Source organism: Leifsonia poae (assembly GCF_050632195.1).
Lineage (GTDB): Bacteria > Actinomycetota > Actinomycetes > Actinomycetales > Microbacteriaceae > Leifsonia > Leifsonia poae_C.
Map to the genome: position 1 here is coordinate 1,321,159 of NZ_CP192580.1, position 15,561 is coordinate 1,336,719.

At 66.7% G+C, this 15,561-nt stretch carries 12 protein-coding genes and 3 pseudogenes; 9 read left to right on the forward strand and 6 right to left on the reverse strand.

Going from position 1 to position 15,561, the window contains the following annotated elements; all coding sequences use genetic code 11:
- Positions 1-63: 63 nt before the first annotated feature.
- On the reverse strand, positions 64-312 hold the full coding sequence (locus ACQ86A_RS06730) for a WhiB family transcriptional regulator (protein WP_018190103.1): 249 nt from the start codon (positions 310-312) through the stop codon (positions 64-66).
- 311 nt (positions 313-623) lie between these two features.
- Here ACQ86A_RS06730 and ACQ86A_RS06735 point away from each other — a divergent pair, with 311 nt between their 5' ends.
- The 7 genes from ACQ86A_RS06735 (at position 624) to ACQ86A_RS06765 (ending at position 6,824) form a co-directional block, all read left to right on the forward strand.
- The gene (locus ACQ86A_RS06735; RefSeq protein WP_431279800.1) at positions 624-950 is read left to right on the forward strand and encodes a hypothetical protein; all 327 of its coding nucleotides are present in this window, start codon (positions 624-626) and stop codon (positions 948-950) included.
- Between the two features lie 47 nt (positions 951-997).
- Positions 998-1,753 (forward strand): DUF1684 domain-containing protein, encoded by a 756-nt coding sequence (locus tag ACQ86A_RS06740; RefSeq protein WP_431279801.1) that lies wholly within the window; start codon positions 998-1,000, stop codon positions 1,751-1,753.
- 48 nt (positions 1,754-1,801) lie between these two features.
- A complete protein-coding gene (locus tag ACQ86A_RS06745) occupies positions 1,802-3,301 on the forward strand; it encodes an ABC transporter substrate-binding protein (protein WP_431279802.1) in 1,500 nt (499 codons plus the stop codon).
- A 76-nt stretch (positions 3,302-3,377) separates the two neighbouring features.
- Positions 3,378-4,340, forward strand: coding sequence for an ABC transporter permease (locus tag ACQ86A_RS06750; RefSeq protein ID WP_431279803.1), 963 nt, complete (start codon positions 3,378-3,380; stop codon positions 4,338-4,340).
- The gene (locus ACQ86A_RS06755; RefSeq protein ID WP_431279804.1) at positions 4,337-5,224 is read left to right on the forward strand and encodes an ABC transporter permease; all 888 of its coding nucleotides are present in this window, start codon (positions 4,337-4,339) and stop codon (positions 5,222-5,224) included. Before ACQ86A_RS06750 ends, ACQ86A_RS06755 begins: the two co-directional genes overlap by 4 nt.
- Positions 5,221-6,054, forward strand: a complete 834-nt coding sequence (locus ACQ86A_RS06760; RefSeq protein WP_431279805.1) for an ATP-binding cassette domain-containing protein — start codon at positions 5,221-5,223, stop codon at positions 6,052-6,054. Before ACQ86A_RS06755 ends, ACQ86A_RS06760 begins: the two co-directional genes overlap by 4 nt.
- Positions 6,051-6,824, forward strand: a complete 774-nt coding sequence (locus ACQ86A_RS06765; protein WP_431279806.1) for an ABC transporter ATP-binding protein — start codon at positions 6,051-6,053, stop codon at positions 6,822-6,824. Before ACQ86A_RS06760 ends, ACQ86A_RS06765 begins: the two co-directional genes overlap by 4 nt.
- Positions 6,825-6,866: 42 nt before the next feature.
- On the opposite strand, the pseudogene bcp reads toward ACQ86A_RS06765, so the two are convergent.
- The 3 pseudogenes from bcp to aroA form a co-directional block, all read right to left on the reverse strand.
- Positions 6,867-7,339, reverse strand: a pseudogene (bcp, locus tag ACQ86A_RS06770) (thioredoxin-dependent thiol peroxidase).
- 4 nt (positions 7,340-7,343) lie between these two features.
- Positions 7,344-8,410: pseudogene (gene rsgA, locus ACQ86A_RS06775) on the reverse strand (ribosome small subunit-dependent GTPase A).
- A pseudogene (gene aroA, locus ACQ86A_RS06780) lies at positions 8,411-9,769 on the reverse strand (3-phosphoshikimate 1-carboxyvinyltransferase).
- A 113-nt stretch (positions 9,770-9,882) separates the two neighbouring features.
- On the opposite strand from aroA, the gene ACQ86A_RS06785 reads away from it, so the two are divergent.
- The gene (locus ACQ86A_RS06785) at positions 9,883-10,488 is read left to right on the forward strand and encodes a sigma-70 family RNA polymerase sigma factor (protein WP_431279807.1); all 606 of its coding nucleotides are present in this window, start codon (positions 9,883-9,885) and stop codon (positions 10,486-10,488) included.
- Positions 10,485-10,727, forward strand: coding sequence for a zf-HC2 domain-containing protein (locus ACQ86A_RS06790; protein WP_431279808.1), 243 nt, complete (start codon positions 10,485-10,487; stop codon positions 10,725-10,727). Before ACQ86A_RS06785 ends, ACQ86A_RS06790 begins: the two co-directional genes overlap by 4 nt.
- A 25-nt stretch (positions 10,728-10,752) precedes the next feature.
- On the opposite strand, the gene ACQ86A_RS06795 is transcribed toward ACQ86A_RS06790, so the two are convergent.
- Positions 10,753-11,520 carry a VOC family protein gene (locus ACQ86A_RS06795; RefSeq protein ID WP_431279809.1) on the reverse strand — a complete coding sequence of 256 codons (768 nt, stop codon included), beginning with the start codon at positions 11,518-11,520 and terminating at the stop codon, positions 10,753-10,755.
- A 78-nt stretch (positions 11,521-11,598) separates the two neighbouring features.
- Positions 11,599-15,504: a multifunctional oxoglutarate decarboxylase/oxoglutarate dehydrogenase thiamine pyrophosphate-binding subunit/dihydrolipoyllysine-residue succinyltransferase subunit gene (locus ACQ86A_RS06800; protein WP_431279810.1), complete on the reverse strand. Its 3,906-nt coding sequence runs from the start codon at positions 15,502-15,504 to the stop codon at positions 11,599-11,601.
- Positions 15,505-15,561 lie beyond the last annotated feature (57 nt).

A 15,561-nucleotide genomic window follows, 5' to 3' on the forward strand; every position in this document is an offset into this window, starting at 1 on the left:
ATTCCCCTGCGCTCCCTCGGTCGCTAGGTGTGTGAGGGAGCCGCAGAGTAGTCGGGATGCGGCCTAGGAGGCGCGGCGGGCGCGAGCGGCGCGGCGCTTGAGGGCGCGTCGCTCGTCTTCGGACAGACCGCCCCAGACGCCCGAGTCCTGACCGGTCTCGAGGGCGTACTGCAGGCAGATCTCTGTGACGGTGCACCGGGCGCACACGGCCTTCGCCTTGTCGATCTGGTCGACGGCGGGCCCGGTGTTCCCGACAGGGAAGAAAAGTTCGGGGTCCGCGGTGAGGCAGGCAGCTTTATCGCGCCAGTCCATGGGGGTGCTCCTTCAGTTGCTGTGTGCATGGCCGATCGGCCTAGAATGCGTGGTAAGCAGTCGAGCTACAGGGTTCAGTGATCCGTGGGGAATAGACCTGCCCACGACCCTGTGAGCGCTAACTCGACCTCAAATATGCTCCCATAGCAGTTAACTCGAATCAATAGTTTTGTATGAGATAACGCTGTGAACACGAGTCGGAAACCCATGAATGATATAGTCCCGACCCCCAGCGGGGCGAATCCACCCGGCCGCCGCTGCTGATCGCACTCGCGGTCATCCTCTTTCTCGAGGCCGTTCTCGTCGCCGGTGTGGCGGTCTGGTTGCTCGTCGAGCTCCTGACCGTGGTTCCGGAGTCGTACGCGAGCGCCATCGCGATCTTCGCCCTGGTCGTTCTCACCGCCGTGTGGGTCACGGCGACCGCGATCGCGGCACTCCGAGGGCGCGGCTGGTCGCGTGCGTCGGCAGTGACCATTCAGATCCTCCAGATCGCCGTCGCCGTCGGCAGCTTCCAGGGCTTTTACGCGCGCGCGGATCTCGGCTGGGCGCTCCTCGTACCGGCGGTCGTCGGGATCGTTCTCGCGCTCACTCCGCAGGTGATCCGGGCGACATCGCGCAACACCACGCAACACGAATAGCGATTTGTGGGAACAAGATCGAAACTGGGCACGTTATGGCCCTTATCGTGACTGAATCGCTTTCCCTCGCCCCCGCATCCCCGCTCGCCAGTGCCGAAACCGTCGAAGCCGCCCACGTCGCATACGCTGCCTGGCGCGCAGGACGGCTCGACTCGGTCGTCGGTCCCACCGGCAATCTGAGCCTGATCGAGACGCGCTGGCTCGAGCCCGGCGACGAGACTGTGGCTCAGGATGCCCTGGCCGGTCTCCCCGCGACCGTCACCGCGACCGAGTTGTCGCGCACCAACCTCGAGACCGGCGATCGTGAACGCGGCATCCGGCTCTGGGACGCGAACTCGCCCGCGATCCGCGCCTTCGAAACCATCACGGCGTTCCCGTTCAACCCCGACTGGGTCATCGAGGCCGAGTTCACCCCGGTCGACGGGGACCGTAAGGTGCCCTTCGAGCACATCCGCGACAACGGCGGAACGCGCGACCTCGTCGTTCCCGGCGACATCACGTTCAGCCGCGACGGTGTCGACTACAGCCTGAGCGCCTTCGACGACGACGGAACGCTTCTTCTGGTGTTCGGCGACGAGACGAACGGCCAGGACGGCGCCACCGGCACGTACGCATCCGGTCGCTTCCTCTTCGTGAAGCGCGACGGCGACCGCGTGATCCTCGACTTCAATCAGGCATTCGTGCCGCCGTGCGGCTTCAGCGACCAGTACAACTGTCCGCTGCCGCCGCGGAACAACCGCTTCGCCCTGGCACTCGAAGCCGGCGAGAAGCGGGTCGTCTTCCGCGACGGCTACGCCCACTGACCGCTACACCTTCACAGCATCATTGACACAGCACACAGGAGAACTCCGTTGAGAAAGACCCCCTTGATCGCCGTGCTCGCCACGGCCGTTGCGACGACGCTCGCACTGGCCGGCTGCTCCGGCGCATCCTCGTCCGGCGGTTCGGGTGCCGACGCCTCGATCGCCGTCGGCTCGCTCTACGAGCCGCAGAACCTCGACAACACCGCCGGTGGCGGGCAGGGAGTGACGGAGGCCCTCAACGGCAACGTCTACGAAGGCCTCTTCAAGCTGACGGATGCGGGCAAGCTCGAGCCGCTGCTCGCCACGAAGTACGAGATGAGCCCCGACGGCCTCACGTACACGTTCACGCTTCGTGACGGCGTGAAGTTCCACTCGGGCGACCCTCTGACGAGCGCGGCCGTGAAGTCGAGCATCGAGAAGGTCACGGCCGACGACTCGCAGTCCGCCCGCAAGTCGCAACTCGCCGTGATCTCGAAGATCGACACTCCCGATGACAAGACCGTCGTCATCTCGCTGAAGAGCCGCTCGATCTCGCTTCCGTACAACCTCAGCTACGTGTGGATCCTCGGCCCCGGCACGAAGAACTACAAGACCGCCGAAGACGGCACGGGACCGTACAAGCTCGGCACCTGGAAGCGCGGCAGCTCGCTCAGCCTCGAGCGTTCGAGCGACTACTGGGGAACGAAGGCCAAGAACAAAGAGGTCGTCTTCGACTACTTCACCGACGCCACTGCTCTTTCCAACGCACTGCTGACGAACCAGGTGGACATCGTCACGAGCATCCAGAGCCCCGATGCGCTGACCCAGTTCACCGGCAACAAGGACTACAAGATCAGCGACGGCAAGTCGACGACCAAGGAGCTTCTCGCGTTCAACGATCGTGTCGCGCCGTTCGACAAGGTCGAGGTCCGCAAGGCCGTGTACTCGGCCATCGACACGAAGAAGCTGCTGAACTCGATCTGGGGCGACTATGGAACCCTCATCGGATCGATGGTTCCGCCGAGCGACCCCTGGTATGAGGACCTCACCAAGGTGAACCCGTACGACGTCGACCTCGCGAAGAAGGAGCTCGCTGAAGCCGGCTTCCCGAACGGCTTCACGTTCACGCTCGACACCCCGACGTACGACCCGCACCCGGCCGTCGCCGAGTTCCTGAAGAGCGACCTGGCCAAGGTCGGAATCACCGTGAACATCAACTCGATCTCGGCCGACGAGTGGTACTCGAAGGTGTTCAAGGAGCAGAACTTCCAGGCGACCTTGCAGGAGCACGTCAACGACCGCGACGTGGTCTGGTACGGCAACCCCGACTTCTACTGGGGCTACAACAATCCGCAGGTGACGCAGTGGGTGAACGAGGCCGAGCAGGCGACGAGCACCGATGAGCAGACCGCCAAGCTCAAGCTCGTCAACGAGCAGATCGCCAAGGATGCCGCCAGCGCGTGGCTCTACCTCTACCCGCAGATCGTGGTGGCATCGAGTTCGGTGAGCGGCTACCCCGTCAACGGGCTGAACTCGCAGTTCTTCGTCTACGACATCGTCAAGAAGTAGTCCACAGAGAGCGCGTATCCACAGGATGCTCGGGGGACCGCCCTGCGGTTCCCCGAGCATCTACGCTTAAACGATCATGGCAATTTACATCCTGCGACGCTTCGCCTTCCTGGTGGTGTCGCTCGTGCTCGCCATGATCATCCTGTTCCTGCTTCTCCGGGTGCTTCCCGGCGATCCGTCCAACGCCCTGCTGTCGGTCAACGCGACGCCCGAGCAGATCGAGGCCGCGAAGCGCCAGGTGGGCAGCGACCAGCCGCTGCTCACCCAGTTCTTCAGCTGGGTCGGCGCCATGCTGACGTTGAACCTCGGCCAGTCGTTCATCTCTTCGTTGCCCGTCGCACCCGAGATCTCCGCTCGTCTCGCGGTTACGATCCCGCTCACGCTTCTCGCTTTCGTGATCGCGTTGGCGCTCGCGCTCGTGATCGGGTTCGTCGCGGCGTGGAAGTCCGACACCTGGTACGGGCTCGCGCTGTCGGCGATATCCCAGCTCGGAATCGCGGTCCCGGTGTTCTGGGTGGGCATCCTTCTCGTGAGCACCTTCTCGATCAATCTGCGCTGGTTCCCATCGGGCGGCTTCCCGCGCGACGACTGGGCCGACCCGGGTGCTGCGCTCACTTCGCTGGCCCTGCCCGTGATCACCGTCGCGATCGTGATGAGCGCGTCGATAGCGCGCTACGTACGCAGCGCCACCCTCGACGTCATCAGCAGCGACTACCTGCGAAACTCGCGGGCCCTCGGGTCGAGCTTCGGGCAGGCCATGCGCCGCCACGGTGTGCGCAACGGCGCGGTTCCGGTGATCTCGATCCTGGGCATCGAGCTGGCGACCACCTTCCTCGGTGCCGTTGTCGTCGAGAGCGTGTTCACCCTGCCCGGGCTCGGCAGCATGCTTCTCCGCGCGATCGAGCAGCACGACTACCCGAACATCCAGGGCATCCTCTTCGTCAGCACCTTCGCGGTACTGCTGATCGGATTCGCCGCCGACATCGTTCAGCGACTGATCGACCCGCGGCTGCGGCAGAGCATCTCGGGTAATCGATGAGCGCGATCGTCGAAGAGGCCGCGGGTCACGCGGGCCAGACAGAGCCCACCGCAGGGGCGCCGCGCATCCGTCGCCGCCGGTCCCTGACTCTGACGGTCGGAATCGTGTTGTTCGGGATCGTCGTGGTTGTCGCCCTGGTCTCGTTCTTCTGGCTGCCGTTCCCGTCGAGCGACACCTCGGGTGGCCGGCTCGAGCATCCGGATGCCACCCATTGGCTCGGCACCGACAAGCTCGGTCGCGATCTGTTGACCCAGCTGATGATCGGCGCCCGCATCGCTCTCGCGGTCGGCATCGGCTCGGTCGCCATCGGCGCCCTGATCGGCATCACGCTCGGTCTGCTCGCCGCGTTCGCGACGACCTGGCTCGACGACACGATCTCGGCCGCGCTCGACATCCTGATCGCGTTTCCCACGCTGCTGCTCGCGATGCTCATCGTCGCCGCGCAGGGCGCGTCGCTCGGCACGGCCATCCTCGCGATCGGCCTCGCGATGTCGGCGGTCATCGCCCGCTTGACGCGGGTGCTCGCCAAACGAGTGCTGTCGCAGCAGTACGTGACCGCGGCGCGCACGTCGGGAACGAGCTGGTTCGGCGTGATCGGGCGGCACATCATGCCCAACATCTGGCCGACCCTCGAGGTGAGTCTCGCGCTGCAGTTCGGTGTCGCGGTTCTGGCCGAGGCGAGCCTCTCGTACCTCGGTCTCGGCGCACCGCCGCCCAACGCATCCTGGGGACGGCTGCTCCAAGAAGCGCAGGGCACGGTGGCCGTCGCGCCGGTCGGCGCCATCGCACCGGGCGTGGCGCTGGTCGTGCTGGTCATCGGCGTGAACCTCATTGCCGACGGGCTTCGGGATGTTGCCGACCCGACCCGAAGGAGGGCGCGATGAACGCGGCTGCTCCCATCCCCGAGTCGACGGACTCCCGTGGGCCGCTCCTCGACGTCCGCTCGCTCAGCGTTTCGACGGCCGACGGAGCCGCGTTGGTGAGCGACGTCTCGTTCTCCGTGGCACCGGGGGAGAGGCTCGGCCTGATCGGCGAATCGGGCTCGGGTAAGTCGTTGACCTCGTTCGCGGTGACCGGTCTGCTGCCGGGCGGCCTGGTCGCATCCGGGAGCGCGATGCTCGATGGGCTCGAGGTGATCGGTGCGCGCGAGAAGGAACTCGTCGGCATTCGCGGCAGTGTCGCGTCGGTCATCTTCCAGGAGCCACTGACCGCCCTCGACCCGCTGATGCGGCTCGGCAAACAGGTGGCGGAACCGCTGCGCCGGCACCTCGGTCTGCGTGGAGGCGCGCTCCGCTCGGCCGTGCTCGAGGCTCTTGCCGAGGTGCGGCTGCCCGAGCCCGAGCGGATCGCTCGTGCGTACCCGCATGAGATCTCCGGCGGCCAGCGGCAACGCGTCGCCATCGCCGCTGCGCTCGCGTGCAAGCCCCGCCTGCTGATCGCGGACGAGCCGACGACCGCGCTCGATGTGACGGTGCAGGCCGAGATCCTCGCCCTTCTCGATTCGCTCGTCTCCGACCGACGGATGGCCCTCATCTTCGTCAGCCATGATCTGGCGGTCGTCTCCCGGATGACGGACCACGCCCTCGTGCTGCGCCACGGCCGCGTGGTGGAGCGGGGGCCGATCGACCGCATCCTGAGCGCTCCCAGCGACCCGTACACGATCGAACTCGTGCAGAGCGCCCGAGAGCTCGATGCAGCCCTGGAGGTGTCATGAGCGCCGTCCTCGAGCTTCGCGAAGTGGGGTTCACCTACCGACGCAGCAGCAGCGCTGCCCTCGAAGACGTGTCGTTCACCGTCGAGCAGGGGCGCAATGTCGGCATCGTCGGGGAATCGGGTGCGGGTAAGACCACCGTGCTCTCTTTGCTCCTGGGGCTCAGCAGCCCGACGAGCGGCGACGTCGTCTTCGACGGTGCGCCGCTCGACCGGGGCGACAGAGCGATGATGCGGGAGTTCCGCCGCAGCGTTCAAACAGTGTTCCAAGATCCATACTCGTCGCTCGACCCGCGCCAGAGCGTCGGGCGCATCATCGCAGAACCGCTCCGCTCGCTCGGGATCGCCAAGGGTGCCGATGCGACCGAGCGCGTTGCCAATGCTCTCGGTGCAGTGGGGCTGCCCGCGGATGCCGCGCGCCGGTATCCGCACGAGTTCTCGGGCGGTCAGCGGCAGCGCATCGCGATCGCGCGCGCGGTGGTGTCGCGGCCGCGCATCCTGCTCGCCGACGAGCCGGTGAGTGCGCTCGACGTGACCACCCGCATCCAGATCATCGAGCTGCTCGCACAACTCGGCGAACGAGAGGGGATGACCGTGGTCATGGTCTCTCACGACCTCGGCGTCGTCGCATCGCTGTGCGAGCAGACCGTTGTGCTCCGCGGAGGCCGTGTCGTGGAGCAGGGCGACACGCGCGCGGTGCTGGGCTCACCCGCCGATCCGTACACCCAGCGCCTGCTCGACTCCGTCCCGCGGTTGCCGACGCCGGCGTCTTAGCCCGCGTGGCGACGCCGAGCCGGTCGACTCGACGGGTCGGGGTCAGCCATCCAGGTGGAGCTTCTTGCGCAGGCCAGCGACGTGGCCGGTGGCCTTCACGTTGTAGAGCGGCAACCGAATGCTGCCGTCGGGGTCGACGACGAACGTCGAACGGATCACGCCGGTCACGGTCTTGCCGTACAGCTTCTTCTCGCCATAGGCGCCGTACGCCTGGTGCACGGCGAGATCCTCATCCGAGAGCAGGGGAAGTTGAGGTGCTCCTGCTCCTGGAACTGCTTGTTCTTGGCAGGCGCATCCTTGGAGATACCGAGAACCTGGTACCCGGCCGACGCGAGCGAGTTGAGGTTGTCGCGGAAGTCGCAGGCCTCCGTGGTGCAACCCGGGGTCATAGCGGCCGGGTAGAAGTACACGATGACGTTCTTGCCGGCGTAGTCGCCGAGCGAGACGGCCTCGCCGTTCTGATCGGTGAGGGTGAAGGTGGGTGCGGGGGTTCCGGCTTCGAGTCTGGTCTCCATGGCTCTATTCTCCCGGATGCCCGGCCTTGCCGGCGAAGGTCGCGAGCAACCGTTGCAGGGAGTCGAGCCGAGCACGCCCGGTCTCGCCGAGCCGTCCGGCCTCGACGGCTTCGATGATGGCGCAGTCGGGGGCGTCGGGCAGGTGGGTGCATCCGCGCGGGCAGTCCTCGGCGATCTCGGCGAGGTCGGCGAAGGCCTTCAGGATGCTGTCGCTGTTGATGTGCCCCAGCCCGAATGACCGCACGCCCGGGGTATCGATGACCCAGCCGCGCCCTTCGCCGTTCTCGACGCGCAGGGACACGGTGGACGACGACGTGTGTCGCCCGCGACCGGTCACGACGTTGACGTGACCCGTCGCGCGCTTGGCCCCGGGACGATCTCGTTCACGAGGGTCGATTTGCCGACGCCTGAGTGGCCGACGACCACCGTGTCGTGTCCGACGAGCGCGGCCTTGATCTCGTCGACGGGGATGTGGTCCTCACGGCTCGTGAAGACCGGCAGGTCCAGCCCGGCGAAGTTCTCGAGAAACGGCCCGGGGTCGGCGAGGTCGATCTTGGTGACGCACAGCATGGGCTCGATGCCTGCGTCGTAGGCGGCGACGAGGTAGCGGTCGACCAGCCGGGTGCGGGGCTCGGGATTCGCGGCGGCCACGACGATCAGCATCTGATCGGCGTTCGCGACGATGACACGCTCCACCTCGTCGGTGTCGTCGGCGCTCCGTCTCAGCAGAGTCGTGCGCGGCTCGATCCGGACGATCCTCGACAGCGTTCCCTCGTCGCCCGACGTATCACCGACGACGGCGACACGGTCGCCGGTCACGATCGCCTGGCGCCGCAGTTCGCTGGCGCGAGTCGAGGTCAGCTGGCGTTCTTCGGGAGTGTTCTCGTCAAGGAGCACCGTGTAGCGACCGCGGTCGACGCCGAGCACACGCGCGATCTGCGCATCCGCGTGCTCCGGGCGCTGCTTGCTGCGCGGGCGGTTGCCCTTCGGGTTGGGACGACTGCGGATGCTCGCCTCGTCGTAAGCGTCGAGCACGTCCTCATCGTCGTCTTCGTCCGCCCACCACGACATCTATGCGGTGCCTTCCTCGACCATGCGCTGCCAGAGCTGCGTGAACTGGGGAGTGTCTTGGCCGTCGTGGCGACGTTCTCGATCTCGACGCCGTCGACGGCGAGACCGATGATCGCGCCCGCCGTCGCCATCCGGTGGTCCTCGTAGCTGCGCCAGACGCCACCGGTCAGCGGCTTCGGGTCGATCCGTAGCCCATCCGGAAGCTCGGTGACAGCCCCGCCGAGCCCGTTGATCTCAGCCGCGAGGGCGGCGAGCCGGTCGGTCTCATGGTGACGGATGTGCCCGATCCCGGCGATCTCGCTCGGCCCGTCCGCCAGGGCGGCGATCGCGACGAGCGCCGGCGCGAGTTCGCCACCGGTGCTGAGGTCGACGGTGATGCCCCGGATGCTCTCGCCTCCGGTGACCGTGAGGCGGTCGCCGTCGCGCGTGACGGTCGCGCCGAAGAGCGGCAGCAGGTCGGCCAGGTCGGCGCCGACCTGAGTGGTCTCCTCCGGCCAGCCCGTGATCGTCACGGACCCGCCGGTGACGACGGCGGCGGCGAGGAAGGGCGCAGCGTTGGAGAGGTCGGGCTCGATGTCGACGTCGAGCGCGCGGATCGGGCCCGGAGCGACGATCCAGCGGCCGACCTTCGGGGACTCGACGACGACGCCGCGGGCTGCGAGCGTCGCGATCGTCATCTCGATGTGGGGAGACTCGGAAGGCGCTCGCCGGAGTGGGTCAGGTCGAGGCCGTTCTCGAAACGGGATGCCGACAGCAGCAGCGCGCTGACGAACTGGCTGGACGAAGAGGCGTCGATCGTGATCGACCCGCCCGCCACCGATCCTGTGCCGTGAACGGTGAACGGGAGCGAACCGCGGCCGTCGTCGTTGATGTCGACGCCCAGAGCTCGCAGCGAGGAGATGATCGAGGCCATCGGGCGTCCGCGCGCGGAGTCGTCGGCGTCGAACATGGTCGGGCCGAGCGCGAGACCCGCTACCGGAGGCACGAACCGCATGACGGTGCCGGCCTGGCCGCAGTCGATAGTGGTGCTGCCGAGCAACTCCTCGGGGGAGTGATCAGCAGGTCGGCGCCGAACTCTCCGCTGCCGGGCTTCTCCTCGATGACGACCCCGAGCGAGCGGAGCGATTCGACCATGTTCACCGTGTCTCGCGAGTGCAGCGGTGCGCGCAGCAGCGACGGGCCGTCGGCCAGCGCCGAGAGAACGAGCTCACGGGCGGTCAGCGACTTCGATCCCGGTAGGGAGACGGATGCGTTCAGCGGGCCGCGCGCGACGGGCGCGGGCCACAGCGTATTCGGCTCGTCGTGGCGATTATCGCCGTAAGGATCGAACTCTGGCGCGGAATATTTCGAGATCAGCATTGTTGTCAAGATTATCCGCGTTTTCGACCGAAGGAAGGACCGTCGTGGTATCTGTGACCGCCGTTCTGGACTCTCCCAGTGTGGACACACTGGCAGAACTAGACTGGCCGGTGATGACCACCACCGACGAGACCGTTTCCGACGACCTGGGCCCCCTTTTCGAGGAGCAGGCCCTGCCGTTCATGGACCAGTTGTACGCGGCCGCACTCCGCATGACGAGAAACCCGGCCGACGCGCAAGACCTGGTGCAGGAGACCTTTGTCAAAGCGTATGCCGCTTTCCGGCAGTTCCAGCAAGGCACGAACCTGAAGGCGTGGCTGTACCGCATCCTCACCAACACGTTCATCAACACCTATCGCAAGAAGCAGCGCGAGCCGTACCAGGGCACGATCGACGAGCTCGAGGACTGGCAGCTCGGCGGTGCGGAGTCGTTCACGTCGTCGACGACCCGGTCCGCTGAGGCCGAGGCGATCGACCACCTGCCCGACAGCGCCGTCAAGGACGCGCTGCAGGCCATCCCGGAGGATTTCCGGATGGCCGTGTATTTCGCCGACGTCGAGGGATTCTCCTACCAGGAGATCGCCGACATCATGAAGACCCCTATCGGCACCGTGATGAGCCGCCTCCACCGCGGTCGCCGGATGCTCAGGGAGCTTCTCTCCGACTACGCGCACGAGCGGGGCCTCTCCGCCGTGCAGACCCCCGGGAGCAAGAAATGACCGACTGCGGCTGCGACAAGGCCAAACAGGATCTGGAAGAGTACCTTCGCAACGAGCTGCGCAGCGAAGATGCTGCGGACATCCGCGAACACCTCGCGAGCTGCGACGGATGCTCGGACGAGGCTCACCTGAGCGTCGTGCTCACCGAAGTGGTGCAGCGCGCCTGCAAGGAGACCGCTCCGGCGACTCTCCGCGCCGAGGTGCTGCTGAAGATCCGCGCCATCCAGGCAACGCACTAGCCGAGGCGGACGGGCCGCCTGCGCATCACTGGATGTGCTGGATGAGGAACATCCCGCCGAGCGGATCGTTTGCCTGAGCGAAGCGGCCGAATTCGCTGTCCCACGGGTCGCGGATGACGGTCCCGCCCAGTTCGACGACGCGTGCACAAGCGGCGTCGGCGTCGTCGACGCCGAAGTAGATCGTCCAGTGCGACGGCACGGCTTCGGGGAGCACCTTGTCCGCGTCGTAGACCCCGCCGACGGGCATCCCCTCCGGGCCGAAGGTGCTGTAGCGGAAATCGGCGGTGTCGCCGAGCACATCCGTCTTCCAGCCGAACGTCTTCGTGTAGAAATCGACCTGATCCGCATAGCTGCGCGCATAGAGCTCGTGCCACGCAGGCGCGCCGGCTTCTCCGACGACCTCGAAGCCGCGGAACTGGTCGGGCTGCCAGAGCCCGACTGCGGCTCCGCCAGGATCCGCGATGACGGACATCGTTCCCTTGTCGCCGACCGTCATGACGGGCGCGTAGACCTCGGCGTCGGCCTCGACAGCCTCGCGTTCGGTCTTGGCGGCATCCTCGACCAGGAGGTAGGTCGTCCAGGTATTCGCTTGCATGCCTTCCATCGCTGAGCCCATCCCTGCGACAGGATGGCCGTTCGAGTGGAACGTGATGTAGCCGCCGTACTCGGGCGGCGCCACATCCGTCGTCCAGCCGAAGAGGTTCGTGTAGAAATCGCGGGTCACGTCGATGTCTGAACTCGCGTAGTCGACCCAGCAGGGTTCGCCCAGGCGGTGGTTCGTCAGCACGGTCATGGTCGCAGCCTACGTCCGCGCCCTCGACGGCGAAAGGGCCTCGAACCGTGTGGTTCGAGGCCCTTTCGCATGTACCGCCTACAGGGTGAGTGCGCGCTGCACGAGCGCACTCTGCTCCTGTGCGTGACGCTTCGCGGAACCGGCCGCCGGGGAGGCGGACGCGGCGCGCGAGATCACCGTGAGCGGGCGCGGGCCGAGCTTCGACGTCTCGAGGATCATGTACGGCCAGGCGCCCTGGTTCTCAGGCTCATCCTGGGCCCACACCAGTTCGGCGTTGGGGTACGAGTCGACGACGGCCTTCAGCTCGGCGGCGGGCAGCGGGTAGTACTGCTCGACGCGGACGAGCGCGATCTCCGGGTTGGGCTTCTTCTCCAACTCGTTGAGCAGGTCGTAGTAAAGCTTGCCGGCGAGCAGCACCACACGCTTGACGGCGTTGCGGTCCTGGATGCGCGCATCGTCGATCACGGGCTCGAACTTGCCGCTCGTGAAGTCTTCGACCGAGCTGGTCGCACCCCGCAGTCGCAGCATCGCCTTCGGCGTGAACACGACCAGCGGACGGCGCGGACGGGCGTATGCCTGACGACGCAGCAGGTGGAAGTACGAGGCCGGGGTCGACGGACGGGCGACGGTCATGTTGTTCTCGGCGCAGAGCTGGAGGTAGCGCTCGATACGGGCGCTGGAGTGGTCCGGCCCCTGGCCCTCATAGCCGTGCGGCACCAGCAGCACGACGGAGGAGCGCTGGCCCCACTTCTGCTCGGCCGACGAGACGAACTCGTCGATGATGATCTGGGCGCCGTTGGCGAAGTCGCCGAACTGGGCCTCCCAGAGCACGAGCGCATCCGCCCGCTCGACCGAGTATCCGTATTCGAAGCCCATCGCCGCGTACTCGCTGAGCAGGGAGTCGTAGATCCAGAACTTGGCCTGGTTCTCGCTGAGGTTCGCGAGAGGCAGCCACTCCTGCCCGTTGAAGCGGTCGTGGAGCACGGCGTGGCGCTGCACGAAGGTGCCGCGACGCGTATCCTGACCCGCCATGCGAACCGGGGTGCCCTCGAGGAGCACGGAACCGAGCGCGAGGAGCTCGCCGAAGCCCCAGTCGATGGAGCCGTTGCGGCTCATCTCGTGGCGCTTGGTCAGCAGCTGCTGCAGCTTGGGGTGAACGCTGAAACCGGCGGGCGGGTTGTCGAAAGCGTCACCGATGAGGTGGATGACCTGCTCGCTGACACCCGTCGTCTCGGGCTCGCCGGCGCCGTCGTCCTGCTGAGCGGCGGGCAGTTCGAGGTCTGCGACCGCCTCCACGTCGTCCGAGACGACAGGCATCGAGTTGGTCTGGGCCGCGTGCGTCTCCATGAAGGCGCGCTCGAGGCGCTCCTGGAAGTCACGGTGGGCCTGCTCGAACTCCTCCTGGGTGATGTCACCGCGGCCGACGAGTGCTTCGGTGTAAAGGCGACGTACCGAGCGCTTCGCCTCGATGAGGTTGTACATGAGCGGCTGCGTCATCGAGGGGTCGTCGCCCTCGTTGTGCCCGCGGCGGCGGTAGCAGACGAGGTCGATGACGACGTCGCGCTTGAACTCCTGGCGGTAGTCGAAGGCGAGCTGCGCGACGCGCACGACGGCTTCCGGGTCGTCGCCGTTCACGTGGAAGATCGGGGCCTGGATGGTCTTGGCCACATCCGTCGAGTACACCGACGAGCGGGACTCGCTGGGTGAGGTGGTGAATCCGACCTGATTGTTGATGTTGACGTGGATCGTGCCGCCGACCTTGTAGCCGCGCAGCTGCGACATCTGCAGCGTCTCGACGACGACACCCTGGCCGGCCATCGCGGCGTCGCCGTGGATCAGGATGGGCAGGGTGAGGAACGTCATCGGTGGGCGCCTGTCCTGCTTAGCGCGCACGATGCCCTCGACGACTCCGTCGTTGGCCTCGAGGTGCGAGGGGTTCGCCGCGAGGTAGACCGGGATCTCCTCGCCGTCGGCACCCTTGAACGTGCCCTCGGTGCCGAGGTGGTACTTGACGTCGCCCGAACCCTGAACGGTGCGCGGGTCCTGCGTTCCCTCGAACTCGCGGAAGATCTGACCGTATGTCTTGCCGGCGATGTTGGTGAGCACGTTGAGGCGACCGCGGTGGGCCATGCCGATCGCGGCCTCTTCGAGCCCGGCCTCGGCCGCGGCCTGGAGGATGGTGTCGAGCAGCGCGATGGTCGACTCGCCGCCTTCGAGGCTGAACCGCTTCTGACCGACGTACTTGGTCTGCAGGAACGTCTCGAACGCCTCGGCCTCGTTCAGCTTGCCCAGGATGCGCAGCTGCTCGTCGTGCGACGGCTTCTGGTAGCCGCGTTCGAGCCGGTCCTGGAACCACTTGCGCTGGGCCGGGTCCTGGATGTGCATGTACTCGACGCCGACGGTGCGGCAATAGGAGTCGCGGAGCACACCGAGGATGTCGCGCAGCTTCATCTGCCGCTTGTCGCCGCCGAACTGGCCGGTGACGAACTCGCGATCGAGGTCCCAGAAGGTGAGACCGTGGCTGGCGATGTCCAGGTCGGGGTGCGACCGCTGCACGTACTCGAGCGGGTCGATGTCGGCCATCAGGTGGCCACGCACGCGGAACGCGTTGATGAGCTCCTGCACGCGGGCAGTCTTGTCGACGGCGGAGGCAAGGTCGACGCTGATGTCGGGTGCCCAGTGGATGGGGTCGTAGGGGATGCGCAGAGCCGCGAAGATGTCTTCGTAGAAGCTGCGCTTGCCGATCAGCATCTCGTGCACGATCTTCAGGAACTCGCCGGAGCCGGCTCCCTGGATCACGCGGTGGTCGTATGTGCTGGTGAGCGTGATCGTCTTGCCGATCGCGAGGCCGGCGAGGGTCTTCTCGCTGGAGCCCTGGAACTCGGCCGGGTACTCGAGGGCGCCGGCGCCGATGATGCAGCCCTGGCCCTTCATCAGCCGGGGCACGGAGTGCTCGGTGCCGATGCCGCCCGGGTTGGTCAGCGAGAGTGTCGTTCCGGCGAAGTCGGCCGCGGTCAGCTTGTTCGTGCGGGCCTTGGTGACGAGTTCTTCGTAAGCGGAGAGGAACTCGCCGAAGCCCATCGTGTCGGCGCGCTTGATGCTCGGCACCAGGAGCGCACGGGTGCCGTCGGGCTTGGGCAGGTCGATCGCGATTCCGAGGTTGACGTGGGCGGGCGCGACGACCGAGGGCTTGCCGTCGGTCTCGTCGTAGTAGACGTTCTGGCTCGGGAACTCCTTGAGCGCTTGAACGAGGGCCCAGCCGATGAGATGGGTGAAGGAGACCTTGCCACCGCGCGCACGCTTCAGGTGGTTGTTGATGACGATGCGATTGTCGATCATCAGCTTGGCCGGGATCGTGCGGACGCTGGTCGCCGTCGGGATCGACAGGCTCGCGTCCATGTTCGTCGCGAGGCTCTTCGCCATGCCACGGAGTGGCGTGACCTTGTCCTGCGGCTCTTCGGCCGCGCTGTCGGCGTCGCCGGCCACGACTGTCTGCGGCGCGGTGACCGGAGCGTCTGCCGGAACCGGCTGCGGCTTCGGCGCGATCGACGTCGTGCGGGCTACCGGCTGAGTGCCGATCACAGGGATGGGCGCGGTGACAGGGCGCGGCTCGGACGCTGCCGCCACGGGTGCTGCCTCGCTCGCGGCAGCTGCCTCCGTCGAGGGGACCGACGGCGTCGTCGGCTCGGCGGGCGCCGGGGGATTGGGCTCGGACGGCGCCGGCGGGTTCGGTTCGGTCGGAGCAGGCGGGTTGGGCTCGGCGGGGTTCGGTGCCGGCGTCTCATCCGGGGACGGGATCGATGCCTGCGTTCCGTCGTCCTTGACCGTCGGCCGGTAGCTCTCGAGGATCGGCCACCAGGACTTGTCGACCGAATTCTTGTCGACGACGAACTGCTCGTACAGTTCGTCGACGAGCCATTCATTGGCTCCGAATTCGCCCGACGATCCGTCGTCGGTTCCCACTCCGGTCAATTGGCTCGACACAGCCGATCGCCCACTCTCTCCATTGATCTCGTTACGTGCGGACGACTCGTGACCGCC